Annotated in this window: 24 protein-coding genes and 2 pseudogenes; 16 read left to right on the forward strand and 10 right to left on the reverse strand. The window is 71.5% G+C overall.

The features are described from left to right. Positions 1-31 precede the first annotated feature (31 nt). The 7 genes and pseudogenes from OGH68_RS34120 to OGH68_RS36545 form a co-directional block, all read left to right on the forward strand. Positions 32-613, forward strand: coding sequence for a hypothetical protein (locus OGH68_RS34120; protein ID WP_319020261.1), 582 nt, complete (start codon positions 32-34; stop codon positions 611-613). Between the two features lie 16 nt (positions 614-629). Further along, positions 630-1700, forward strand: coding sequence for a glucose 1-dehydrogenase (locus tag OGH68_RS34125; protein ID WP_264249362.1), 1071 nt, complete (start codon positions 630-632; stop codon positions 1698-1700). Further along, the gene (locus OGH68_RS34130) at positions 1697-2197 is read left to right on the forward strand and encodes a gluconokinase (RefSeq protein WP_264249363.1); all 501 of its coding nucleotides are present in this window, start codon (positions 1697-1699) and stop codon (positions 2195-2197) included. Before OGH68_RS34125 ends, OGH68_RS34130 begins: the two co-directional genes overlap by 4 nt. A gap of 209 nt (positions 2198-2406) precedes the next feature. Beyond that, positions 2407-3531 (forward strand): amidinotransferase, encoded by a 1125-nt coding sequence (locus OGH68_RS34135; protein WP_264249364.1) that lies wholly within the window; start codon positions 2407-2409, stop codon positions 3529-3531. Positions 3532-3733: 202 nt separating this feature from the next. Then, complete coding sequence (locus OGH68_RS34140; RefSeq protein WP_264249365.1) at positions 3734-4090, forward strand: PRC-barrel domain-containing protein; 357 nt, start codon at positions 3734-3736, stop codon at positions 4088-4090. 102 nt (positions 4091-4192) lie between these two features. After that, positions 4193-4360 carry a hypothetical protein gene (locus OGH68_RS34145; protein WP_264249366.1) on the forward strand — a complete coding sequence of 56 codons (168 nt, stop codon included), beginning with the start codon at positions 4193-4195 and terminating at the stop codon, positions 4358-4360. 146 nt (positions 4361-4506) lie between these two features. Further along, positions 4507-4700, forward strand: a pseudogene (locus OGH68_RS36545) (hypothetical protein); the annotation flags it as partial. A gap of 156 nt (positions 4701-4856) precedes the next feature. Here OGH68_RS36545 and OGH68_RS34150 read toward each other — a convergent pair. Beyond that, positions 4857-5516 (reverse strand): response regulator transcription factor, encoded by a 660-nt coding sequence (locus tag OGH68_RS34150; RefSeq protein ID WP_264249367.1) that lies wholly within the window; start codon positions 5514-5516, stop codon positions 4857-4859. Beyond that, positions 5513-6697, reverse strand: a complete 1185-nt coding sequence (locus OGH68_RS34155) for a sensor histidine kinase (protein ID WP_264249368.1) — start codon at positions 6695-6697, stop codon at positions 5513-5515. Before OGH68_RS34155 ends, OGH68_RS34150 begins: the two co-directional genes overlap by 4 nt. 258 nt (positions 6698-6955) lie before the next feature. Between OGH68_RS34155 and OGH68_RS34160 the strand changes: the two genes are divergently transcribed. Beyond that, the gene (locus OGH68_RS34160) at positions 6956-7507 is read left to right on the forward strand and encodes a hypothetical protein (RefSeq protein WP_264249369.1); all 552 of its coding nucleotides are present in this window, start codon (positions 6956-6958) and stop codon (positions 7505-7507) included. Positions 7508-7818: 311 nt separating this feature from the next. On the opposite strand, the gene OGH68_RS34165 is transcribed toward OGH68_RS34160, so the two are convergent. Beyond that, positions 7819-9792 (reverse strand): ATP-binding protein, encoded by a 1974-nt coding sequence (locus OGH68_RS34165; protein ID WP_264249370.1) that lies wholly within the window; start codon positions 9790-9792, stop codon positions 7819-7821. A 121-nt stretch (positions 9793-9913) separates the two neighbouring features. On the opposite strand from OGH68_RS34165, the pseudogene OGH68_RS36250 reads away from it, so the two are divergent. After that, a pseudogene (locus OGH68_RS36250) lies at positions 9914-10201 on the forward strand (fatty acid desaturase); the annotation flags it as partial. Continuing rightward, complete coding sequence (locus tag OGH68_RS36255) at positions 10132-10407, forward strand: rubredoxin (protein WP_319020285.1); 276 nt, start codon at positions 10132-10134, stop codon at positions 10405-10407. The pseudogene OGH68_RS36250 and the gene OGH68_RS36255, both read left to right, overlap by 70 nt. Before the next feature lie 91 nt (positions 10408-10498). On the opposite strand, the gene OGH68_RS34180 is transcribed toward OGH68_RS36255, so the two are convergent. Then, a complete protein-coding gene (locus OGH68_RS34180; protein ID WP_264249372.1) occupies positions 10499-11644 on the reverse strand; it encodes a YncE family protein in 1146 nt (381 codons plus the stop codon). 220 nt (positions 11645-11864) lie between these two features. Between OGH68_RS34180 and OGH68_RS34185 the strand changes: the two genes are divergently transcribed. Both OGH68_RS34185 and OGH68_RS34190 read left to right on the forward strand, forming a co-directional pair. After that, complete coding sequence (locus OGH68_RS34185; RefSeq protein ID WP_264249373.1) at positions 11865-12023, forward strand: hypothetical protein; 159 nt, start codon at positions 11865-11867, stop codon at positions 12021-12023. Between the two features lie 113 nt (positions 12024-12136). Next, on the forward strand, positions 12137-13795 hold the full coding sequence (locus OGH68_RS34190) for a GMC oxidoreductase (RefSeq protein WP_264249375.1): 1659 nt from the start codon (positions 12137-12139) through the stop codon (positions 13793-13795). A gap of 18 nt (positions 13796-13813) precedes the next feature. On the opposite strand, the gene OGH68_RS34195 is transcribed toward OGH68_RS34190, so the two are convergent. Together OGH68_RS34195 and OGH68_RS34200 are read right to left on the reverse strand one after the other, a co-directional pair. Further along, entirely contained in the window at positions 13814-14293 is a 480-nt protein-coding gene (locus tag OGH68_RS34195) for a carboxymuconolactone decarboxylase family protein (RefSeq protein WP_264249377.1), read from the reverse strand. Continuing rightward, the gene (locus OGH68_RS34200; protein WP_264249378.1) at positions 14290-15375 is read right to left on the reverse strand and encodes a dihydrodipicolinate reductase; all 1086 of its coding nucleotides are present in this window, start codon (positions 15373-15375) and stop codon (positions 14290-14292) included. The genes OGH68_RS34195 and OGH68_RS34200 overlap by 4 nt, the downstream gene beginning before the upstream one ends. Positions 15376-15576: 201 nt before the next feature. Between OGH68_RS34200 and OGH68_RS34205 the strand changes: the two genes are divergently transcribed. Next, positions 15577-16416 (forward strand): SDR family NAD(P)-dependent oxidoreductase, encoded by an 840-nt coding sequence (locus tag OGH68_RS34205; protein WP_264249379.1) that lies wholly within the window; start codon positions 15577-15579, stop codon positions 16414-16416. A 151-nt stretch (positions 16417-16567) separates the two neighbouring features. Further along, entirely contained in the window at positions 16568-18076 is a 1509-nt protein-coding gene (locus tag OGH68_RS34210; protein WP_413471143.1) for an alkaline phosphatase D family protein, read from the forward strand. Positions 18077-18162: 86 nt separating this feature from the next. Here OGH68_RS34210 and OGH68_RS34215 read toward each other — a convergent pair whose 3' ends face one another. The 4 genes from OGH68_RS34215 to OGH68_RS34230 all read right to left on the reverse strand — a co-directional run bounded on the left by OGH68_RS34215 (position 18163) and on the right by OGH68_RS34230 (position 21103). Beyond that, positions 18163-18723: a hemerythrin domain-containing protein gene (locus OGH68_RS34215; protein WP_264249382.1), complete on the reverse strand. Its 561-nt coding sequence runs from the start codon at positions 18721-18723 to the stop codon at positions 18163-18165. A 169-nt stretch (positions 18724-18892) separates the two neighbouring features. Further along, positions 18893-19405, reverse strand: a complete 513-nt coding sequence (locus OGH68_RS34220) for a hypothetical protein (protein WP_264249383.1) — start codon at positions 19403-19405, stop codon at positions 18893-18895. 88 nt (positions 19406-19493) lie between these two features. Next, the gene (locus tag OGH68_RS34225; protein WP_264249384.1) at positions 19494-20399 is read right to left on the reverse strand and encodes a carbohydrate kinase family protein; all 906 of its coding nucleotides are present in this window, start codon (positions 20397-20399) and stop codon (positions 19494-19496) included. Between the two features lie 113 nt (positions 20400-20512). Next, positions 20513-21103, reverse strand: a complete 591-nt coding sequence (locus OGH68_RS34230; RefSeq protein ID WP_264249385.1) for a TetR/AcrR family transcriptional regulator — start codon at positions 21101-21103, stop codon at positions 20513-20515. Positions 21104-21160: 57 nt separating this feature from the next. Between OGH68_RS34230 and OGH68_RS34235 the strand changes: the two genes are divergently transcribed. Beyond that, complete coding sequence (locus OGH68_RS34235; RefSeq protein ID WP_264250421.1) at positions 21161-22018, forward strand: alpha/beta fold hydrolase; 858 nt, start codon at positions 21161-21163, stop codon at positions 22016-22018. A gap of 51 nt (positions 22019-22069) precedes the next feature. Beyond that, a complete protein-coding gene (locus OGH68_RS34240; RefSeq protein ID WP_264250422.1) occupies positions 22070-23353 on the forward strand; it encodes an amidohydrolase in 1284 nt (427 codons plus the stop codon). Positions 23354-23586 lie beyond the last annotated feature (233 nt).

The following is a 23586-nucleotide window of genomic DNA, read 5'->3' on the forward strand; positions in this document are numbered from 1 at the left end:
GCCTGCGGTCCACAGCGAGAGGGGACCTGCCGTGACCGAACCGAGGACCAGCACAGCCGTGGAGTGGCTCGCGGCGGCCGCACCCGGCCCGCGGTCGTTCCGTCTGGAGTGGGAGCGCAATCCGTTCCAGACCCTGCTCCTGCCCGCGGGCAGACTGTGGGACGTCGTGCTCACCCCGGGAAGAATCGGTTATCCGGCTTTCGGCGTGCTGACCCGCCGCATCGACGCTCCCGGCCCGGTTCTCGCCGACCTGGGCGGCACCCGCACCGGATTCTTCGTACCCCCGGGCACCGCCGGCCGCTGGGCCGGCTCAGCGGCGAGCGGCGCGGGCCGGGGGACCTGGATCGTCGTTCCCTGCCCCGGACGCGCCGTCGGCGGCACGCGGTGGCTGGTGCCGCCCGACGGCGGAGGGGCTCTCACCGACCCCGTCCTGCTCGAACACGTCCTCCACGAGGTCGCCGCCCTGCCGGCGGGCGACGATGCGGCGCCCCAGATCCGCGCCCCCACGCCTTCATGGCCACTCACCTCCGCCTGCTCCGCGGGAGTTTCCGGCGTCTGTGCCGGGGATACCCGGCCCTGGTGGTTCTTGTCGGTCGGCCTGACGGAAGCCTGACGGAAAAGGGAAGCCGATGCGCGCACTGACCGTCCGTCCGCACATCAGTGATTCGCTGGAAGTCCGGGACGTGCCCGCGCCGGTCCGCCAGGAGGGACAGCTCCTGGTGGACGGTCTCGCGATGGGGGTCTGCGGCACGGACCGGGAGATCGTCGACGGTGCCTACGGCTGGGCACCCCCGGGCCGTGACCGGCTGGTGCTCGGACACGAGTCGCTGGGGCGAGTTCGCGAGGCACCGCCGGGCAGCGGGTTCTCCGCCGGTGATCTGGTCGTCGGAGTGGTGCGCCGTCCGGATCCGGAGCCCTGCGGGGCCTGCGCGCGCGGCGAGTTCGACATGTGCCGCAACGGCCGGTACACCGAGCGGGGCATCAAGCAGATCGACGGCTACGGCTCCGAAGCATGGTGTGTGGAGCCGGACTACGCGGTCGGGCTCGATACGCGACTGGAGCGCGTGGGGATGCTGCTGGAGCCGACGTCCGTGGCGGCCAAGGCGTGGGAGCAGGTCGAACGGGTCGGCAGCAGGTCCTGGTTCGAGCCGGAGCGTGTGCTGGTGACGGGAGCCGGCCCGATCGGCGCGCTGGCCGCCCTGCTCGGCGTACAGCGCGGCCTGGAGGTGCACGTACTGGACCATGTCACCGAGGGACCCAAGCCGTCGCTGATCGCGGCCCTGGGCGCGACGTACCACACGGAGGACGTCGAGAAGGTGATCTCGTCGGTCGGCCCGGACATCGTGATCGAGGCGACGGGGGCGGCCAAGGTGGTGTTCGAGGCGGTGTCCGGCACGGCACGGTACGGCATCGTGTGCCTGACCGGTCTCTCGCCCGCGGGCCGGAAGCTGACCGTCGAAGCCGGCAGCATCAACCGGGAGATCGTGCTGGAGAACGACGCGGTGGTGGGCTCGGTCAATGCCAACCTGCGGCACTACCGGGATGCGGCACGGGCGCTGGCGAAGGCGGAACTCCCATGGCTGGAGCGCTTCATCACCCGCAGGGTGCCACTGGACCGCGCCGGCGAGGCGTTCACGTCGCAGCCCCGTGACATCAAGGTGGTCGTGGCTCTCGACGCGTCCGCCGACGATGCCACGTGAGTGCTCCCCTGATCGTCGTCACGGGCGTCTCCGGGTCGGGGAAGACCACCATCGGGCAGAAGCTCGCCCAGCGTCTCGTCGTGCCGTACGCGGAAGCCGACGACTTCCATCCGCCGCGGAACGTGGCCAGGATGCGGGCCGGTGTCCCCTTGGACGACGAGGACCGCCGGCCCTGGCTCGACGCGATCGCCGGATGGCTGGCGGAGCACACCGACGGTGGGGGCGTGGTCACGTGTTCGGCCCTCAAACGGCGTTACCGCGACCGGCTGGCAGCGGTGTCACCCGACGTCTTCTTCCTCCACCTCGACGGCTCGGCGGAGCTCATCGCCCGCCGGCTCGAGGCACGCAGGGGCCACTTCATGCCGGCGCGCCTCCTGCAGTCCCAGATCGACGCTCTCGAACCGCTGGAGGCCGACGAGTCCGGCCAGGCGATCCCCATCGACGGCACGCCCGAGGAGACGACCACGCTGGCCCTCGCCGCGGTCAGGGAACACTGACCCGCGGTGCGGACCGCTGGTCCGGCCTGCGGGGACGGGTCAGCCACGGTCCTTCGCCAGAGGTAACAAACCGGATACACTGGGTTACCGGTTCTGCTATCGAAAGCGGTTGAGTATGGCGGTAAGGCGGAGATCCGGCATTTCCACGGCGGCTGCCGCAGGCGGCGGTTCCTTTACGCGGGCCGTGGGCCCCGCGTGATGTCGGAGTCATGATGTCGGAGTCGACGGCCACCGCCCCGGACACCGCGGAACCTCTCGTGTCGCCGGTCGGTTCCCACAACGAGTGGGACCCGCTCGAGGAGATCATCGTCGGACGCCTCGACGGTGCGACGATCCCCTCGAGCCATCCGGTCGTGACCTGCAACATCCCGCCCTGGGCCGCGCGGTTCCAGGGGCTGGCGGCCGGTTTCCGGTATCCGCGCAGGCTGATCGAGCAGGCGCAGTACGAGCTCGATCAGTTCGTCGCTCTCCTGCAGTCCCTCGGTGTCACCGTCAGACGCCCGGACGCGGTCGACCACAGGCAGCGCTACAGCACTCCCGACTGGTCGTCACGCGGCTTCTGCAACACCTGCCCCCGTGACAGCCTGCTGGTGGTCGGCGACGAGGTGATCGAGACCCCGATGGCCTGGCCGTGCCGGTACTTCGAGACCCACTCCTATCGCACGGTCCTCAAGGACTACTTCCGGCGCGGTGCCCGCTGGACGGCCGCGCCGAAGCCGCAGCTCACCGACGCCCTGTTCGAGCGGGATTTCCGCGTCCCCAAGGCCGGCGAACCGATGCGCTACATCCTCACCGAGTTCGAGCCGGTGTTCGACGCGGCGGACTTCGTGCGCGCGGGACGCGACCTGTTCGTCACGCGCAGCAACGTCACCAACCGCATGGGCATCGACTGGTTGCGCCGCCATCTCGGCCCCGACTACCGCATCCACGAGATCGAGAGCCGCTGCCGCACACCGATGCACATCGACACGACATTCGTCCTGCTCGCGCCCGGCAAGGTGATGGTCAACCCCGAATACATCGACGTCGACCGCCTGCCCGACGTCCTCAGGTCGTGGGACGTGCTGATCGCCCCGCAGCCCGACCCGATCGAAGAGCGCCTGCTCAAGATCACGTCGATGTGCGGCAAGTGGCTCAGCATGAACGTACTCATGATCGACGAGAAGCAGGTGATCGCGGAGCGGCACCACACCGACATGCTCCGCACGCTGGAGAAGTGGGGATTCGAGCCGATCCCGTGCGACATGCTGCACTACGCCCCTTTCGGTGGATCGTTCCACTGCGCGACGCTCGACGTCCGGCGTCGCGGCACGCTCGAGTCGTACGTCGACTGACCGTGGCGTGCCGGCCGTACGGGCGGGGGCCCGGACGGCTCCGGTGCAAGGCCGGTGGGGGCCGCCGGGTACGTTGCGGCCGGGCGGGCCGCCCGGAATGCGGCGCCACGCCCGCCGTGCGAGCGTGTTGTGGTGACCGAGGGTGAGAACGAGCCCTCCGGGTACTCGTCGACCGACCGTTCGAAGTCCGGGGGAGCATCCCGTGTTCGAGTGCACTGACATCAGAGAATGGCGCGGCCGTGACGTGGTCGACTCCGACGGCGACAAGATCGGCACCCTGGAGGCCGTCTACGTCGACACGGCCACCGACCTGCCCGCCTTCTGCACCGTGAAGATCGGCCTGCCCACCCGTCATCGCCTGGCCTTCGTGCCTCTGTACGACGCACGGGTCGGCCCCGACTACGTGCAGGTGGCCGTGTCCAAGAAGCTGGCCAAGAGCGCGCCCGCCATCGACCTCGACGGGGTACTGCCCGCCGAGGACGAGCCCGCGGTCTTCGGGCACTACGAACTGGACCACCGGACCGGCACCGGCGGTGAACGACGCCTCGCGCGACGCTGACCCGCACGATCCGAACCGACCCACACCACCCGATCCGATCCGATCCGCACGAGCTGACCTGCATGCCGCCACGAGTGTGAAGTCCGCGAGAAAGGCACCACGATGTCGCTCTTCCTGCTCCTCGTCCTTGCCGCGGTCGTCCTGGGCATCATCGGCGTCGTCGTCGAGGGTCTCTTCTATCTGCTGATCATCGGAGCGGGCGTCCTCCTCGTCGCTGTGCTGCTCCTCGGCCTGCGCATGGGACGCCGCACGGGACGCAGCCCGCGCTGACTCCCTCCGGCATCCGGCCGTCCTGTCGAGGGGATGACCCGATCAGGTGATCGCACCCGACTCGCCTCACGCGATGCGGCGACTTGCGTACGCTGTGGCGCGCCGGTGCCCATCGGGGGCGGCGGCACGATGGCCACGGGGGTGCCATGGGATTCGGGTTCGGTCAGCGCAGACTGTGGGGGGGAGCTGCCGGTGGAGCGCACGAGCTTCGTCGGTCGCGTCGAGGAACTCGGCCTGATCGAGGCGGGGTTTCGAGCGGTCGAGGCTGGTGACTCTCGTCGGGCCCGGTGGTGTCGGCAAGAGCCGCACGGCTCTGCGGGCGGCCGCCGCCGCGCGGTTCTCCTCACGGGCGCAGATCCGGCGGCGGCCGACCAGGTGGCGTGGCGCTCGCCCTGGACGAATGAGTCCGATGCCGCGGCCGGTGCGCGAGCCCTGAAAAGATGGCTGCTCAGGATCGCCACGGCGGTCACCTGTTGCGGGGTTCTGCTCCGCAGGTTCAGGGGTAGAGGCCGGCCCGGAAGACGAAGGAGACGAGTTGGGCCCGGTCGCGCGCGCCGACTTTTGTCATGGCTCGGACCGCGTGCGTCTTCACGGTGAACGGTGACACGGACATCTGGGCCGCGATCTCGTCGTTGCCGAGACCGCGCGCGACCAGAACGACCACGTCCCGCTCCCTGGGGGTCAGAGCGCTGAAGCGTCGCAGCAGTTCCTTGTCGATCAGCGGGGGCGGACTGTCGGTCATGTGACCGATGAGCGCGGCCGTCGCGGCGGCCGACAGCGCACCGCCACCGGCCACGACCTCGGCGATTCCGGCGACGAGTTCGGCAGGGCTCACGGTCTTGCTCAGGAAGCCGTTGGCGCCCGCGCGCAGGGCGGCGAGGACGATGTCGTCCTGGTCGAAAGTGGTCAGCACGATCACCCGCGTCTTCTCGGGCGGATGCTCTGCGCGGATCCGGCGGGTGGCCTCGACACCGTCGATGCCGGGCATCCGGATGTCCATCAGCACCAGATCGACGGGGTGATCCCGGAGGAAGGGGACGACCTGGAGTCCGTCGGAGAGATCCCCCTCGACGACGAGACTCGGGTCCAGCCGAAGCATCGCCCGGATCCCGGCCCTGATCTCGTCCTGGTCGTCGACGATCAGAATCCGTGTCATCGGACGACCGTTCCCAACGGGCTGAACTCCGCGTGGACCCGGAATCGCCCGTCGTGACTGTCGATCGTCAGCCGCCCGCTGGAGGACTCGACGCGTTCGCGCATCCCCACGAGTCCGAGTCCGCTGCCCGGATCGGAGCCGCGTGGTGAGTGACCGACCCGGTTCTCCACCGTGACGCAGATCCTGCCGTCGTGCTCCCGCACATCCACCGTTGCCGTCCCCTCTCCATGCCGGTAGGCATTCGTGAGCGCTTCCTGAACGACCCGGTAGACCGTCACGCCGACGCTCGGCTCCACGAAGCCGGCCGGGATGTCGATGGAGGGCCGGACGTCGAGGCCGATGCTTTCGAATGAGGCGATGAGTCCTTCCAGGCCGCTGAGCGACGGGGTCGGCCGGAGCGCCTCGTCGCCGGAGACGTCGTCCCCGAGGCGGAGGAGCGCGAGGATGCGCTGCGTCTCGACGACGACGGTACGGGCGCTGGACCTGGCCGAGACGAGGGCCTGCCGGGCGGACTCGGCGTCCTCGGGCAGCCCGATCTCCGCCGCACCGAGGTGCAGGCTCAGCATCGCGACCTGGTGACCGATGACGTCGTGGAGGTCCCGGGCGATACGGAGACGTTCCTCGGTCACCCGTCGGGTGGCTTCGATCTCGCGGGTGGCGATGGCGATCTCGGCCCGTTCATCCAAAATCCACCAGTGCTCCCGATGGATACGGAGCGCGGCCCCCGTCGCACCTCCCGCCACGGCCGAGAAGAGGGCGGCGGCTCCCACCACCGCACCGCCGCGGAATCCTCCGACCGTCATGAACGCCCCCAGGAAGAATGCCGCCACGATGCCGGTCCCGGCCAGCGGCTGCTTTCCCCTGAGGGTGACCGAGAACAGCACGAGCACCGCCATCATCCACACCGACAGAGGGTCGTCACCCACCGCTGTCACGGCGAAGGACGCCGCACTCGTCACGACCAGTCCTGCCCATGGCTTCCACCACGAGAGGGCGACGCCGCCGCCGGCGAGGAGCACAGAGAGGGCCGTCGGCCAGTCCGACCCCCTCACCGTCGCCGCCACGATCTGCCCGGTGAACACCAGCGCTGCCATTGAATAGGCGACCCGGTGCAGCACCTCGGGGCGGCGGACCCACAGCGGTGCCGCGGGCCCGTCCTGACTGTTCTGCGCCTTGACCATGAGCCGATTCTCGTCCACGTGTGCGGCGGCCGTGTACTTCGAACGATGTAGACGACCGAGCTGCTCCGGGCGGCGGAGAGCGCAGAACCCGTTGCGTCGAAGGTGGATCGCAGAAGTACTTCGTTCGAAGTACGCGGCTCCTCCCGAGGCCGCTGAGACTCCTCATCGAGGCGACCGTCTCACACCGCCACGATCACAACGGGACACCCGATGACTCAGACCACCGTAACTTCGACCACTTCGGCCACGGCCACGACGATGTCCTCCGGGCTCCGATCGCTCCACCTGATCCGAGTCGCCTTCTCCCTGATCTGGGTGGCACTCGTCTTCACGACCTCCGGCTCGCTCGTGTCGACGGACGAGCCCACAGTGATCGCGGCCGTGCTGCTCGTCGTCTACCCCCTGTGGGACGCCATCGCCACGTTCATCGAGCGCCGCCTGGCCGGCACCGGCTCCACGAACAGCGTCAGCACCGTCAACATGGGTCTCGGCCTCGCCGCCACCGCCGGGATGATCGGCGCCGTCCTCTCCACCATCGGGACGGCCCTTCTCGTGTTCGGCGTCTGGGCCCTCTTCTCCGGAGCCATCCAGCTCGTGGTGGCGATCCGGCGCCGGCGCACCGTCGGCGCCCAGTGGCCCATGGCCATCAGCGGCGGACAGTCCGTCCTCGCCGGTGCCGCCATCGCCGCCACGTCCGCCTCGCCGACGAGCAGCCTGTCCACGGTGGCCGGATACTCGGCGTTCGGCGCCTTCTGGTTCCTCGTCTCCGTTGTCGCCCTGAGCATCCGCAGCCGACGCGAAAAGCGTTGACCACCGTGTACCGACGCTGCCGCTGCCGGCGGGCGATTCGGTATACCCATGGGGGCCGAATCCCGGGTGCGAGAGGTCGCCCGGCCGACATGATGTGAGTGCCGCCGGGAGGGGCAGCGGCCTCGGGCTCGGCAGTTGCTCCCCCACCTCGACTGTCATGGCGTGGTGCACGTACCCGGCTCCTCCCGGCGGCACGGAGGTGGCGGCTGCCCAGTCGGTGCGGCAGCCGCCACCCTCTCTTCGCGCCGGGCGTCGTCTCCCCGGCCACGCGCGCCCTGCCCGGTCCGGACGAGGCCTCGGGGGCCGAGGTCCTAGGGACAGGGGAGACGGCTGATGAGCCGGGGCAGGGGGACGATCGCACCCGTCGGCGAAGCGGGGGAGAGCCGGGCGCGTGCCGGACGGCCGGCCTCGATGTCCGCGATCAACTGTTCCAGCGCGGCGGTGGTTCCGTGCGGAGCCGGCCGGTGGCCGAGGGACGCGAGGGTTCTGCGCGCCCGCCGCAGGGCCCGGCCGTTGCGGCCCTCCCGGTGGTCGGCCAGCGCGAGGGCGTAGCGGGCGACGATGCACGCCCAGGTGTCGATGCGCACACCGGGCTGGGTGAGGGCCCGGCGGGCTGTGTGCCGCGCCGCGCGCGGGGCGGCGCCGGACCGGGCGACGGCAAGGGCCGCCAGACTCACCGCTGTGGAGGGCCCGCCGGGCGCCTGGACCGGGATGGTGCGGGCGGCCTCCTGGAAGTGCTCGGCAGCGGCCGTCGGGTCGCCCTGGTGCATGGCGAGCACACCCTGCACATGAGCGATGCGGCCCACCGTGGCGTCGTCGCCCGTCATGACGGCCGCCACCCAGGCCCGGTGCAGCAGGTCGCAGGCCGCGCGACGGTCACGGCCCGCGGTGAGCCATGCCTCCAGCCACCGGCCCCGCACGGCGGCCGGATGGTCCTCGTGGCACAACGGCAGCAGCAGCTCCAGATACCGGCGTCCTTCCTCGGCACCGCCGTAGACCGTCCACCAGAACCACAGATTCACGACGGCCTCCAGGAGCGGGCCCGCCTGGTCGATCTGGTGCGGCACGTATTCGAACATGGCTACGAGGTTGTCCCGTTCGTCCCGTACGAGCTGCACGGCCTGCGGCTGCCTGCCGCTGTTCCACAGGAACTCGGCCGTCGCGGCCACACGCCGGCCGTGCATGGCGTGCCGGTCCTTGGCCACCGCGAACTCCTCGGCCTGCTCCAGCCGTTCGGTCCCGAAGTGGCGAGCGGCGCGTGTCATGCGGTACCGGGGTTCGCAAGGTCCTCCGGGATCACCGACCGGTTCCAGGAGCCCGGCGGCCGCCAGTTCGGCGAGGCAGGCGGGCACCTCATGAGCCGCCACGCTGCCGCCGGCGCACACGAAGGCGGCCGCCGAGACGTTGAAGGAACCGGCGAAGACGCTGGTCCTCGCCCAGACGACCCGTTCCTGTCGGTCGCAGAGCACATAGGCCGACGCGACGGCACGGCGCAGTGACCGGTGCCGTGGGAGCGCGATCCGGCGGCTGGCCAGCCAGCACTGTTGGTGAAGCAGCAGACCGGCAAGGTCCTGCGGGTCGCTGCAGTCCATCTGGGCCGCGGCCAGCTCCACGGCGAGCGGGAGGCCCTCCACGCTGCGGCAGATGGCCGTCACCGCGTCCAGGTCGCCGTCGGCGGCGGTGAAGTCCTCCCGCGCCGCGCGTGCTCTGTCGAGGAACAGCCGCACCGCCGGCGCCGGTCCCTCGTGGCCGTCCACCGGTACGGTGCTCAGCGGCGCCAGGCGCAGTACCCGTTCGTCGCCGAGTCCGAGGGGCCGGCGCGAGGTGACCAGCACCCGAAGGTCCGGCACGGTGTGGAGCAGAGCCTGCACCAGGCCGACGCATTCCCGGTGGACCGGGTCGACGTCGTCGAGGAACAGCAGTGGCCTTCCCGCTCGCAGAGCGCGGACCACCGTGTCGAGGACGGAGAACTCCGCGGAGCCCGGACGCGGTCCGCTTCCGGTCGCGGCGTGGAGGACGGCTGTGGTCAGCGCACCGGGCGGGCCGGGCCGGGCGCCGTGCCGCCGCACCCGCAGGACCCGGTCCCATCCACCGGGCGTCGTCCCGGTCACGAAGTCGGCCAGAAAACTCTTGCCCACTCCGACGCAACCGGCCACGGTGACCAGCCGGGATTCCCGCAGGAGGTCACGCAGTCGCGACGTCTCGGTCGCCCTCCCGATCGGAGCACCGGCGGCAGGTCCGTCGCCCGCACGCTGTTCGCCGTCTTCGGCGGCACCTGTCCACACTTCGCTGCTCCCCGTACATCCGTCCCGTCGGCGCCGGCAGTATCGGCAATGCGGTGCAGAACCGTCACTGCCGCGACATCACGGCACCCCCAACGCGCCCGGCACTCCGGGGGTGTCGCTCATGGGCAACAGATCACACTCCGCAACGACGATTCGAGCGCGCGTGCGACCACGGCCGCCGAGCCGCGCCGCGTTCGGGCCAGGCCTCCTGCCGTACCTCTTCGTCCAGGCCGTCTTCGGCTTCTGCCTGCTCGAAGTCATCAACTGCACCGAGCACTACGGCCTGCTGCGCGAACGCACCGCGTCCGGCCGCTACGAGCGCTGCGCCCCCCGGCGCAGCTGGAACAGCGACAACGTCGCCACCAACGTCTTTCTCTACCACCTGCAGCGGCACAGCGACCACCATGCCGACCCCACCCGCCGGCACCAGGCACTGCGGCACTTCGACGAGGCACCCGAACTGCCCACGGGGTATGCGGGCAGGAACGGACGGGCGCGCCCCGCGAGGGCTTCCCGGCGGGCACGCCGTGGCAGCGGATACCGGACGACTGGTCCTGCCCCGACTGCGGTGCCGCCAAGGCGGACTTCGAGATGACCGAGATCACGCACGCCTGAGGACGCGCATGCCTGAGGAGGGCGTCCGCCTGAGGACGCGCACGCCTGCATGCCGGAGGACGCGCGACTGAAAGGCCCTTGGGCTCCGAGGTCAGAGAACCGCGATGCCCAGCGGGCGTTCGCCCGCCGCCAGGCGGCGGGTGTCGCCCGAGGCCAGGTCCACGACCGTGATGCCGTTCCAGTGGCCGTCGCGGGTGAACCCGCCCGTGACGTACGCCGTGCGGCCGTCACGGGAGACGGTGACGTCCTCGTGGGGCCCGTCGAGCGGAATGATCCGCTCGGAGCCGTCCGGCGCGCGCACGGTCAGGGACGGGCCCCGGTCGCGGGCCGGGTCGATCGGTCCCGTGCCGACGACGAGCAGCGTGCCGTCGCCGGTGATCGTCGCGCCGTGCTGGTGGGTGTCGGCCGTCATGGGCTCGGCGCGGGATGCGCCGGTGCCGGGGTCGAGGACGACGAGCCGCTCTCCTTCGAACGGCAGCAGCAGCCGTCCGTCGGAGGGCCGTACGACGGCGTAGTGCGGCTTCAGCCACGAGCCCAGGCCGCCCGCGGTGCCATAGGGCGCGACCTCGATGCGCCGGGTGGCCAGGCCGTCGGTCTCCACCACGGTGACGTCGAACGAGTCGTGGCCGGTCACGTACACCTCGCGGCCGTCACGGGAGACGTCCACGTCGAACGGGCGGCGGCCCACGCCGGCGACGTCCGTGACCTTCAGGGTGCGGGTGTCGATCACCTCGACGGTGCCGTTGCCGCCGGGCCGGTTCACGCCGGCGTACACGTGCCGGCCGTCAGGAGCCAGGGCGATGCCCATGCCTCCGCCGCGGTACTCCCCGTGCGCGGGCGCTCCGACGCCGTCCGTCTCGTAGGGGACGAGGGCGGTCCGTGTACGGGTCTTCGTGTCCACGACGGCCACACCTTCGGCGGTGGCGACCCAGGCCCGTCCGTCGTCGCCGACGGCCAGCCCGTACGGCGCGGTGCCGACCTCGACGGAGTCGAACGCGCCCCGGCCGGGATCGGTGAACGTGACCGTGTCCGCGCCGAAGTCGGCGACCAGGAGCGTGCCGGACGGGGTGCGGCCCGACGGCGCGGGCGCCGAGGCCGCGGGCCGCTCGGCGGCATCCCGGCCCGGACGGGCGGAAGCGGAAGGGGAGTCGACCGGTCCGCCCACGGTGCACCCGGTGACGAGGGCGAGGGCGGCCATCGTCGCGGCGACGCCGGCGCGATGCTGCGTGTGCTTCATGAGTGTCGACTCCGGAAATGGCTCGGCGGACCGGGAAGGGGGGCGCGCACTGGTCCCGGCGCCCCTCCGCGTCCCATCCTCGCTCCGCTTCTGCTGCTTCCGGTCGCCGTGGCGGCTGGACGCGGCGCGCGCAACGGGGGACACGGGGGTCGGCCGATCGGTTGATGCCGGCCGCCGTTCCGTGTGCGGGCCCGGACGTGCGACGGACGCAGATCCGACGGTGCCGTTGGAGACATCCCGCCGTGCGGTGCGGGACTCGACGACGGGAGTGGTCGCCATGACGGCCCGGGTGCCGCGGGCCTGCACCCTCTCCGGCACGGAACAACCGCTGCGGGTGGCCGAGTTCGACGCGTGCATGTACGCGCCCCGCGGCCACTGACCTCCCCGCTCCCGGCACGAGGACCGCCGCACATTACCCATAGGTATGCCGTGACTTCTAGCACGGACAGCAGTAGAACGTGTTCCCATTCGCTCAAGAGTGAGGAACATCACATGAGCCCTCCTGGCAGGCAGGACAGACCCGTTCAGGGTGTGTCCCGCCGTGACTTCATCGCTGGAACCGGTTCTGTTCTGGGCGGAGCGCTCCTCGCGGGCCACGCCACGACGGCCCGTGCGGCAACGGCCGGCGAGCACTCCTTCCCGGCCGCCGCACCGCTCGCCCCCGGGGCGCACGTCCCCGCGCTGGTCATCGGCACCGGGTACGGCGGCTCCGTCGCCGCGTTACGTCTGGCCCGGGCCGGCGTCGACGTGCACATGGTCGAGATGGGCATGGCCTGGGACACCCCCGGGCCCGACGGCAAGATCTTCGCCAACACGACCAGGCCCGACCACCGGTCGTTCTGGCTCCGCACGAGGACCAAGCAGCCGCTGAGCAACTTCCTCGGCTTCCCCCTCGACAAGGACGTCCCCCGGTACACCGGCATCCTGGACGCCGAGGAGTTCGGCGGCATCACGGTCTACCAGGGCCGAGGCGTCGGCGGCGGCTCCCTCGTCAACGGCGGCATGGCGGTCACGCCCCGGCGGGAGAACTTCCCGGCCGTCCTGCCCACCGTCGACCCCGCCGAGATGTACGACGTCTACTACCCGCGCGCCAACGCCGGTCTCGAGGTCGCCGACGTGGACCAGGGCTGGTGGGAGAGCGCCGCCTGCTACCAGTACGCCCGGGTCGGCCGCAAGCACGCGGAGCGTTCCGGTTTCCCGTTCGTCTTCGTCCCCAATGTGTACGACTGGGACTACATGGAACAGGAGGCGGCCGGTGCCGTCCCCGCGTCGGCGCTGGACGGCGAGGTGCTGTTCGGCAACAACCACGGAAAGAAGTCCCTGCAGAAGACCTACCTGGCCCGGGCCGTGGCCACGGGACGGGTCGCCGTCTCACCGCTCCACAGAGTCACTTCGGTCGCTCCCGCGCCCGGCGGCGGCTACAGGGTGCTCGTCGAACGGCTCGACACCACCGGAGCCGTCACGGCCACCACGGCCGTCACCGCGGACAGGGTCTTCTTCGCGGCCGGCAGCGTCGGTACGAGCAAACTGCTGACCAGGCTGAAGGCCACCGGTGTGCTGCCCGCTCTCAACGACGAGACCGGCAAGGGCTGGGGCGACAACGGCAACGTCATGTGCGGCCGCGCCAACCACATGTGGGACGCGACCGGCAGCCTCCAGTCCGCCATGCCCACGGCCGGCATCGACAACTGGGCGGCCGGCGGGGTGTTCGCCGAAGTGGCACCGCTGCCGACCGGTATCGAGACCTACGCCTCGTTCTATCTGTCGATCACCAGGAACCCGCACCGGGCCGCGTTCTCCTGGAACGCCGCGGCGGGCAGGGTCGACCTGGACTGGCAGACGGTCTGGAAACAGCCGTCGATCGCCGCCGCGAGGACGGTCTTCGACAAGATCAACACGAAGGAGGGCACGATCTACCGGACCGACCTCTTCGGCTCCTGCAAGATCTGGGGCGACCACCTCACGTACCACCCGCTCGGCGGCGCGGTACTGGACAGGGCCACCGACAACCACGGCCGGCTCCACGGCTACCGCGGGCTGTACGTCATCGACGGCGCGCTGATCCCCGGCAACGCCAGTGTCAATCCGTTCGTCACGATCACGGCGCTCGCCGAGCGGAACATCGAGGAGATCATCGCCAAGGACCTGTGACCGGCCCCGCGGTGGACCTCAATGCCCGGGCAGGACGCACGCGGTGTCCAGGCCCAGGACATGGTTGAGCCGGCCGAACGCCAGCCAGGAGCCGATGCTCATACTGAGCTCCACGATCTCGGGCTGGCTGTAGTGCGCGGTCATCCGTGACCAGAACGCGTCGTCGAGACCGTGGTGGTCCAGGGCGTACCGCTCGGCGTACTCGGCGGCCAGCCTGGTGCGGTCGTCGAACGCGTCGGTGGTGCGCCACCGGGTCACCGCGTCGGCGAACGACTCCTCGACCCGCTGCCCGTCGCGTTCGGTCCGCCAGTCGAGGCAGAACAGACATCCGTTGATCTGCGCGATCCGCAGCCGTGCGGCCTCGAACTCCCGTAGCCCCAGCGTCGTGTGGGCGTAGACCGACAGGGAGAAGTTCGCGGCGGCGGCCCCGATACCCGGGACCATGTCGCCCCACACGTACTCGATCGGGTTCCTGCCCTCGGGGACGTCGATGTTCACTGCTGTCTCCTTCCGAGCCGGCCGGCCGCGGGGCGCAGCGGGACGTCGAGCGCGTCGTAGAGTCCGGGGCCGGCGTCCACCAGCCAGTCGACGGCGTTCACCAGCCGGCCCACCGCCGTGGCGTTGCCGCCCGCGGACCGGTTCTCGCCCTCGTCGGTGGCCGAGACCGTGACCTCGATCCGCGGACGGCCCTCGATGATCACCCGGTGGGCACCGGCACCGTCGGGCGGCGACGGCCAGTGGGGAGCGCAGGACGGATGGATGCGGGTGATGTGCTCGACGACGATGAGCGGTTCCCCGCCGACGACGCCCTGCACCTCGAACCGCACCGCACCCTGAGTGCCCGCCTCGAACTCGCCCATCGACCGGGTGCTCACGCGGGTCTCCAGCGGGTACCGGTCCATGGTCTCCCGGATCTCGTCGACCTCGGCGCCGAGCGCCCGCGCCATCAGCCGGACCTGCCCGCCCCACACCATGGTCGGGACGGACGGCGCGAGCATCAGCGGCTCGTACTCCATCGGCTGCCCCATGCCGACCAGGTACCGGACCGAGTCCGGCTGGTCGTACGTCGAGTAGTCGAAGATCTCCTGGCAGCGGACCGCGTCCACCGTCGTGCCGAGTCCGCTGATCAGCAGCGGCAGCACGTCGTTGCCCCAGCCGGGGTCGACGCCCGAGACGAACAGCGACCCGCCGCCCTCCTCGATCGCGTCCAGTACGGGTTCCCGCAGCTCCGGCGGAGCGCTCCGGTGGTCGTAGAGCGCGTACAGGGCCGGCGTGACGACCACGGCTCCGGCCCGGATCGCCCTGAGGACGTCGGCGAGGGCGCCGTCGGGCCGGACGTCGCCGGACGCCGCGTACACCACCGCACGCGGGCGGGGGCGGGCCGCCAGGACCGCGTCGGCGTCGTCGGTGGCGGCCACCCCCAGGTCCCGGCCGAGCCCCGCGAGTTCGCCCGCGTCACGGCCGGTCTTCCCCGGGTTGTGGACCACCACGGCCGCCAGGTCGAGCGCGGGGTGGGCCGCCACGGCGCGGATGGCCGCACGGCCGACATTGCCAGTCCCCCACACCACCGTCGGAATCATGCGGCGGAGGGTAGCGCCCGGCTCCGCAGGTTCCCAGAGCCGTGAACGGGTCAATGCCGCACACCCGGGTGATCCCGCGCACCGGGCGACGCCCCCGCACCGGAAGGTACGACCGACCGGGGCGCGGCTGTCCCTGGTGGTGGTGACACCAGGACCGGTACGCACTCCCCGCACCGCCGCGCGTCCGCCAGGATCACCGGCATGAACCGACCCACCACACTCGTCACCGGTGCGACCCAGGGCCTCGGCCGCGGCGTCGCACTCGACCTCGCCCGCCGCGGCGGCACCCTGTTGCTCCACGGCCGCGACGCCCGACGTCTTGATGCGGTCGTGGCGGAGGTGCGGGACGTCGCACCGGACACCACGGTCCGGACCGTGCTCGCCGACCTCTCCGACCTCGACCAGGTCCACGCCATGGTCGCCCACATCCTGCAGACCGAGACCCGCCTCGACGCACTGGTGAACAACGCGGTCGCCGGCGGCGGCAGCGAGCCGCTGCGGCGCGAACTCAGCGCGCAGGGGCACGAACTGCGCTTCGCCGTCAACCACCTCGCGCCGTACGCCCTCGTCCGCGGCCTGCTGCCACTGCTGATGTCGTCCGCGCCCGCCCGTGTCGTCAACGTCGCCTCCATGGGTCAGGAAGCGATCGACTTCGACGACGTCATGCTGGAACGGGGCTACGAAGGGCTGCGGGCCTACTGCCGCAGCAAACTCGCGCTGATCATGGCGACTTTCGACCTGGCCGACGAGCTCGCCGGGACCGGAGTCACCGTGAACGCGCTCCATCCCGCGCACCTGATGGACACCGAGGGCGTGCGCGCCTACGGCCTCGTACCCGTCGTCGGTGTCGAGGAAGGGGTGCGCCCGACCGTACGGCTGCTCACGGACCCGGAGCAGACCGATGTGACGGGGCGTTACTTCGACCGGTTCACCGACTCCCGTGCCCACGAGCAGGCCTACGACACCGATGCCCGCGCCCGGCTCATGGAGCTGACCCGCGCCCTCACCGCTCCCACCGGGCCGCAGTTCACGCGCTCCTAGGCAACCGGCCACATCGCGGGCGGCCGTCCGACACCAACCCGCAGAAGACTTCCGGCGGTTCAACCGAACAGCCAAGGAGGATTCTGTGGGCACACGTCCTGTTTCCCGGCGGCAGCTGATCGGCTTCGGCGGCGCGGGTGCCGCTGCGCTGATGCTCGGCACCGGCGAGTGGGGCTCAAGCTCCGCCTTCGCCGCCCCGACCATGAAAAGCAACCCCTTCTCCCTCGGCGTCGCCTCCGGGGAGCCGCGGTCCGACGGGGTCGTGCTCTGGACGCGGCTGGCCCCCGATCCCTTCGCCGAGGACGGGATGGGCGGCATGCCCGCGAAACCCGTCCGCGTCCACTACGAGTTGGCCCAGGACGAACGGTTCCGGCGCGTGGCGCGCCGCGGCAGCGTCGTGGCCACGCCCGAGCTGGCCCACTCGGTGCACCCCGAGATCCACGGCCTGCAGCCCGACCGTGAGTACTACTACCGCTTCCGTGCGGGGTCCTACGTCTCACCGGTGGGCCGCACCCGCACCACCCCGCCGCCGTGGACGACCCCCAGGGAGCTCAGGTTCGCCTTCGCGTCCTGCCAGGCCTGGCAGGACGGCTTCTTCACCGCGTACGAACACATGGCCGGCGAGGACCTCGACCTGGTGGTGCACCTCGGCGACTACCTCTACGAGTACGGCGTCAAGTCCAACCGGCGCGGTGTGACCACCGACTCCAGGTTCCACACGGAGACGCTCGACCTCGCGCGCTACCGGCTCCAGTACGGCCTCTACAAGTCCGAGGCCCCGCTGCAGCAGGCGCACGCCCGCTTCCCTTGGATCATGACGTTCGACGACCACGAGGTCGAGAACAACTGGGCCGACGACATACCCGAGAAGGACCAGGACCCGGAGCCCTTCGTGCAGCGCAGGGCCGCCGCGTTCCAGGCCCTGTACGAGCACGCGCCGCTGCGCCACGCCCAGTTGCCCGACGGCCCCGACGTGCAGATGTACCGCCGGCTCTCCTACGGCCGGCTCGCCGACTTCACCATGCTCGACACCCGCCAGTACCGGGACGACCAGCCCTGCGGCGACGGCCTCTCCGCCGACTGCGCCGACCGGTTCGCCCCGGACCGCACCCTGCTCGGGGCCCGCCAGCGCGACTGGGTCCTGAAGGGCTTCAGCCGTTCACCCGCCCGTTGGCAGGTGCTCGGCAACCAGGCGCCGATGGGGCAGACGGACCACGACCCGGGTCCCGGCGCGACCGTCTGGATGGACCCGTGGGACGGCTACGTGGCCGAGCGCAACCGCCTGCTCGCCGAGGCCGGCACCCGCGGCGTGCGCAACCTCGTCGTCATCACCGGCGACCGCCACCAGAACTACGCCTGGGACCTCAAGCGCGACTACGCGGACCCGGAGTCGGTCACGGTGGGGTCCGAGTTCGTGGGCACGTCCGTCACCAGCGGCGGCGACGGCGCCGACATGACGGCCGACGGCACCAAGTTCCTCGCCGCCAACCCGCACATGAAGTTCTTCAACGGCCAGCGCGGCTATGTGCGCGTCACCGTCGACCGGGAGCGCTGGACGAGCGACTTCCGGGTCCTGCCGTACGTGACCAGGCCCGGCGCTCCGATCAGCACCCGCGCCAGTGTCGTCGTCGAGGACGGCGTCCCGGGCGTCCAGCTCTGAACGACGGCTCGCCGTGCGACCGCACGCACGGCGAGGCGCCCGGCCCCCTGTGCGGGGCCGGGCGCCCGGGACGCTCCGGGGGGCGGTCAGCCCTTGCCGCGGCTCGTGAGGAGATCGCGGACCCGGTCCACCATGCCCATGCCGGGCGCCAGGAGCTTGTTGGCGGGTGGTGTTTGCGGGCTGGAGGGATGCGGTCGGGTGGGCGCGGTCTCCTTGGCCCGCCGGACCTTCTCGCCCAGTTCCATCAGCATGTCGGCGTTGCACGACTCGGCGAGCAGCGGGAACAGCCGCTTCTCCTCGTCCGCGACGTGCGAGGTGACCGACGACTTCAGCTGGGTGATCAGCGTGTCGAAACGGGGGTCGCCGGCCTCGCAGCCCTCGAGCTCCTTCAACATGCGCTCGACCTCGGCATGGTCGGCGATCTCCTTGTCCGCCAGGTCGTCGCCGTCGTCCACGAAGCGGCGGACTGCGGGATACAGGTACTCCTCCTCGGCGACGGAGTGCCGCACGAGTTCCTTGGTCAGGTCGTCCGCCAGTTCCCGGCGCTGCGGGGCGCCAGGGCCCAACGCCTCGATCTCGGCGAACATCTGGTCGACCTCGCGGTGGTCGGCCGTCAACTCCTGGATGACGTTTCCGCCGTGTGCCATGTGCTGGCGTCCTCTCTCGCTCGCTGCGAAGAATCCCCCACGGGCCCGGCTGCCCCGTCTCACGGGCGACCCTAACGCGGGTGCCCGGCTCCGGCGCGCGCACCGGGCGGCGGCCACCCGGTGGATTCCACCCCCGGCCGGGGGTCTTCCACGGAGCTGCCCGGACGCGTCAGGCCACGTCGGGGAGGGCGGGGCGCAGCCTCGTACGGAGGAGATCGCCGTGCAGGCCGGCGACCGGGGCCAGCAGGTCCGGATGGCGCAGCAGGGCGGCCGCCCGCCGGTCGCTGTCGTCGGGCGAGACCAGGCGCCGGTACACCCCCGGCGTACCCTCCGCGAGCCCGGCCACCGCGTCGGCCGCCAGCTCGGGGCTCCCGAGCAGACACGCGGCCCAGCTGGCGACGACCTCGTCGACCCAGCTGCGCCAGGCATGCTCCTGCGGCGCGCCGGAGCCGGCGTGGCCCGTTTCGCCCAGTTCGTCGAGCCGCCCGGAGCCGCCCGGGCCGGCCATGGCGGCCAGGGAGGCGTCCATCGGGGTCGGGTACCGCAGCATCGCGGCGACCGTCACCGCTTGCCGCGCCTGTGCCTCGCACAGCGCGGTCGCCATCGCGCCGCCGACCGCCGGGTAGGCGCGGGTCAGCCAGGTGGTCGTCGCCGCTATCAGCGGCGACAGATCAGCATGCACAGCGGGGCCGCCCGTTTCGAGAGGAAATGGTGAGGTGAAACTACCGCCGTCGTCCGCCCGGACAAATGACGCACGTCACGCCGCCGTGCTACATCTCGCCGGCGTACGGCGGCTCCGCCCCGGCCTTCGCGCAGGTGAGCGCCGCCGCCCTGGCGGCGAGGCCCAGCACCTCGCGCCAGCGGCCCGGGGCCAGCGACGCGACGGCGTCCCGCGACAGCAGGTGCCGCTCGGCCAGGGCGTGCAGCAGCGCCGCGTTCACCGTGTCGCCCGCCCCGATGGTGTCCACCACCTCGACCCGCTCGGCGGGCACGGAGATGGAGTCCCCGCCGCGGGTGAGTGCCGTCAGCCCGTCCCCGCCGCGAGTGACCACGACGGCGGCGGGACCGGCCGCCGCCAGCTCCCGGACGTCGAACCCGAGCCATTCGGCGTCGTCCTCGCTGAGCTTGAGCAGCGAGACATGGGGGAGCCAGCTCCTGAACCGGGCACGGTAGGCGTCCGCGTCCGGGATCAGGCCCTCGCGGACGTTCGGGTCGAGCGTGACGAAGACGCCCCGGCCGGCCTCCCGGCGCATCAGCTCCTCGTAGGCGCTTGCTCCCGGTTCGAGCACCAGCGAGCAGGTGCCCAGCGACAGTGCGCGCGTTGCGGGAGGCAGCTCGGGCGGCAGTTCGAAGAGGCGGTCGGCGGTGCCCTCCACGTAGAACGTGTAGGCGGCGGAACCGCCGGCGCCGATCGACGCGACGGCCAGCGTGGTCGGTTCGGGGCCGCGCTGCACCAGCTGGAGCGCGACGCCCTCCTCGCGCAGCCGCTCGACCAGTGACTCGCCGAAGGCGTCGGTGGAGATCCGCGAACAGAACGCGACCCGGTCGCCGAGCCGCCCGAGCGCGATCGCGGTGTTGTACGGACCGCCGCCCCGGGCGGGCAGCAGCGGCGTCGGCGGACCGACGCCGGACTGCGGCACCAGATCGATCAGGGCCTCACCGGCGACGACGATCACTGAGGCGTCTCCTTCTCCACGGGTGTCGGCGGCCGGACGGTCGGCGACGGCCGCCGCGGACAGCGGCGGGTCAGATTCTGACCGGCTCGCCGGTGGGCCCGGCGCCCGGGGGTTCACTTTCCGTCGTCCGCCCGGGCGGCGGCGCGGACCACGGCCGCGGCCGCGGGGGCGGCGTCGAGCACAGGGGCGGTGGAACGGGAGGCGCGGCCGAGCATGAAGGCGCCCTCGAGGAGTGCGATCACGGCGGTCGCCGTCGCGCGCGGCTCGGCGACACCCTGGGAGCCGAAGTAGCCGGCGAGGGCCTCGGTCCATGAGGCGAACATCTCCGCAGCGGCCGACCGCAGGGTCTCGTTCGTGCCGGCGACCTCCATGGCGATGGTCGCGACCGGACACGGGTCGGCGAAATCGAGGTCGAGCAGTGTCTGCGCGGCCCCGGTGAACGCCTGGGCGGTCCTTTCGGCCGGATCGGCGCCCTCGTCCCGGAAGAGCTCGCCGATCAGGGCCAGGTAGGCGGCGCCGGAGGTACGGATCACCTCGTCGCCCAGCTGCGTCTTGCCGCCGGGGAAGAAGTGGTAGGCGGAGCCGTACGTGGCGTCCGCCGTCGCCAGGATCTGCTTCATGCCGGTGGCCGTGTAGCCCTGACGACGGAAGAGCTCGGTCGCCGCCGTCAGGATGCGCGCTCTGGTATCGCCTGTCGTCCTCATCAGGGCTAGTCTCTCACTAGATCGATCGATCCAATCGAGAGAGACGGGCAGATGCCGATGCCGGGGATCGAGTTGAGTGTCGGGACCGTCGCGTACACGGACACCGGCGGAGACGGTGAGGTCGTGGTGCTGCTGCACGGCCTCGCCTTCGACGAGTCGGTGTGGGAGCGGGTCACGGACGGCCTGCGCGCCGACTTCCGCGTCGTGGTGCCCGTCCTGCCGATGGGCAGCCACCGCAGACCGATGCGCGCCGGCGCCGACCTGTCCGCGCAGGGCGTGGCCGACCTCCTCGCCGAATTCCTGGAGCGGCTCGATCTGCGGGACGTCACCCTCGTCCAGAACGACGCGGGTACGGCCCAGCTGCTCGTCGGAGCACGGGACGAGCGGGTCCACCGGCTCGTCCTCACCTCGTGCGAGGCCCTGGAGAACTACCCGCCCGGCGTGCAGGGCCGGACCCTGCAGGCCCTGAGCCGGGTCCCGGGCGGCATCTTCCTGCTGCTGCAGTCCTTCCGGGTCCCCTTCCTGGTCCGGCTGCCGAACTCGCTCGGCGGCATGGCGAAACACCCGATCCCCTACGAGCTGGTCCGCCGCTGGTACGGACCGCTGTTCACGGACAGGCGGATCCTGCGGGACTTCGCCACGTTCCTCCGCAGCACCCGCAAGGACACCTATCTCCGGGCGGCGGAGCGGCTGCGGGAGTTCCGCGGCCCGGCGCTCGTCGCGTGGGGCGCGGAGGACCGCATGATGCCGCACAGCACCGGCCGGCTCGCCGCCCTGCTGCCCCGGGGTGAGTACGTCGAGATCCCCGACGCCCGCACTCTCGTACCGCTCGACAACCCCGGCGCGCTCTGCGCCGAACTGCGCCGCTTCATCAAGGAGTCACCCGACTCACGCCGGCCGGACGCGGCCGGCTGACACAGTGGCTGCGTGATCCCGCGTACCCGTCGTGGAAAGGACGCATCCGTGATGCGAGCAACGCCGCTGTTCACCGGACTCGACACACAGCTTCCCGCACTGAGGGACCTCTACCAGGACCTGCACGCCCATCCGGAACTGGCGTTCCAGGAGGTCCGTACGGCGGGTGTCGTGGCGAAGCTGCTGCGGGCACAGGGCTGGGAGGTCACCGAGCGCGTGGGCGGTACGGGCGTGGTCGGCGTGCTCGGATCCCAGGCAGGCCCCGTCGTCCTGCTGCGGGCGGACATGGACGGACTGCCCGTGCTGGAGGCGACCGGGCTGCCCTACGCCTCCACGCGCACCGGGGTCGACGCCGACGGCGCCGAAGTGCCCGTCATGCACGCCTGCGGGCACGACATGCACGTCACCTGCCTGCTCGGTGCGACGGCCCTGCTCGCCGTCCACCGGGAGGCGTGGCGGGGCACCGTGGTCGCCGTCTTCCAGCCGGCCGAGGAGGTCAGCGGGGCGCAGGCCATGATCGACGACGGGTTCGCCGAGCGTTTTCCGCGCCCCGATGTGTGCCTGGCCCAGCATGTGGGCCCCCTCCCGGCCGGCGTCGCCGCCACCCGGCCCGGCGCCGTGATGAGCGCCTCCGACAGCTTCGACGTCCGGCTCTTCGGCCGGGGCGGTCACGGGTCCGCGCCGGAGAACACCGTCGACCCGGTGGTGATGGCGGCCGCGGTCGTCATGCGGCTGCAGACCGTGGTGTCCCGCGAGGTGGGGGCGAACCAGGCCGCCGTCGTCACCGTGGGGTCCCTGCACAGCGGCACCAAGGAGAACATCATCCCGGACACGGCGGAGATGAAGCTCAACATCCGCAGTTCCGACCCGGCCGTGCGCACCAAGGTGCTCGCCGCGGTCGAGCGGATCGTACGGGCGGAGGCGCTCGCGGCGGGTGCGCCGAAGGAACCGGAGATAACCCCGCTCAACAGCTTTCCGCTCACGATGAACGACGCCGACGCGACGGCCACCGCGACGGCGGGACTCGAGGCGGTGCTGGGCGAGGGGCAGGTGTGGACACTGCCGCAGCCCGTCACCGGCAGCGAGGACTTCGGTGCCTTCGGGGCGTCGATGGGAGTGCCCTCCGTCTTCTGGCACTTCGGCGGCGCCGACCCGGCCCTGTTCCCGGACCCTTCGCCGGCGGCGCTGATGGGTGGCGGTCTGCCCCCGGGGGTGGCGTACAACCACTCGCCGCAGTACGCCCCTCTCCAGGACCCGACCATCGAACTGGGCGTGCGGGCGCTCCTCGGCGCGGCGGGGCAGTGGCTCGTGCGCGGCGGGGGCGACGCGGGGTAGCCGTCTGCCAGCCTTGGCCGTTCGCCGGGCGGCGGCCCAGGAGACCGCGCGCCCGGCGTAGGGGCGGGGGCCGGGCGTACGGGCGGGCCGCGAGGCGCGGGGCGGCGGTGTCCACGACCCTTGACGGTCGGCCCGCAGCCTCACATACTGGCGGCCAAATCGATTTGGCCAAATCGATTTGGCTCTCCGTCCAGGGCCGGATCGCGGCTGAAACATCCGAGCGTGCCGTACGC

The organism is Streptomyces peucetius (genome assembly GCF_025854275.1).
Classification (GTDB): domain Bacteria; phylum Actinomycetota; class Actinomycetes; order Streptomycetales; family Streptomycetaceae; genus Streptomyces; species Streptomyces peucetius_A.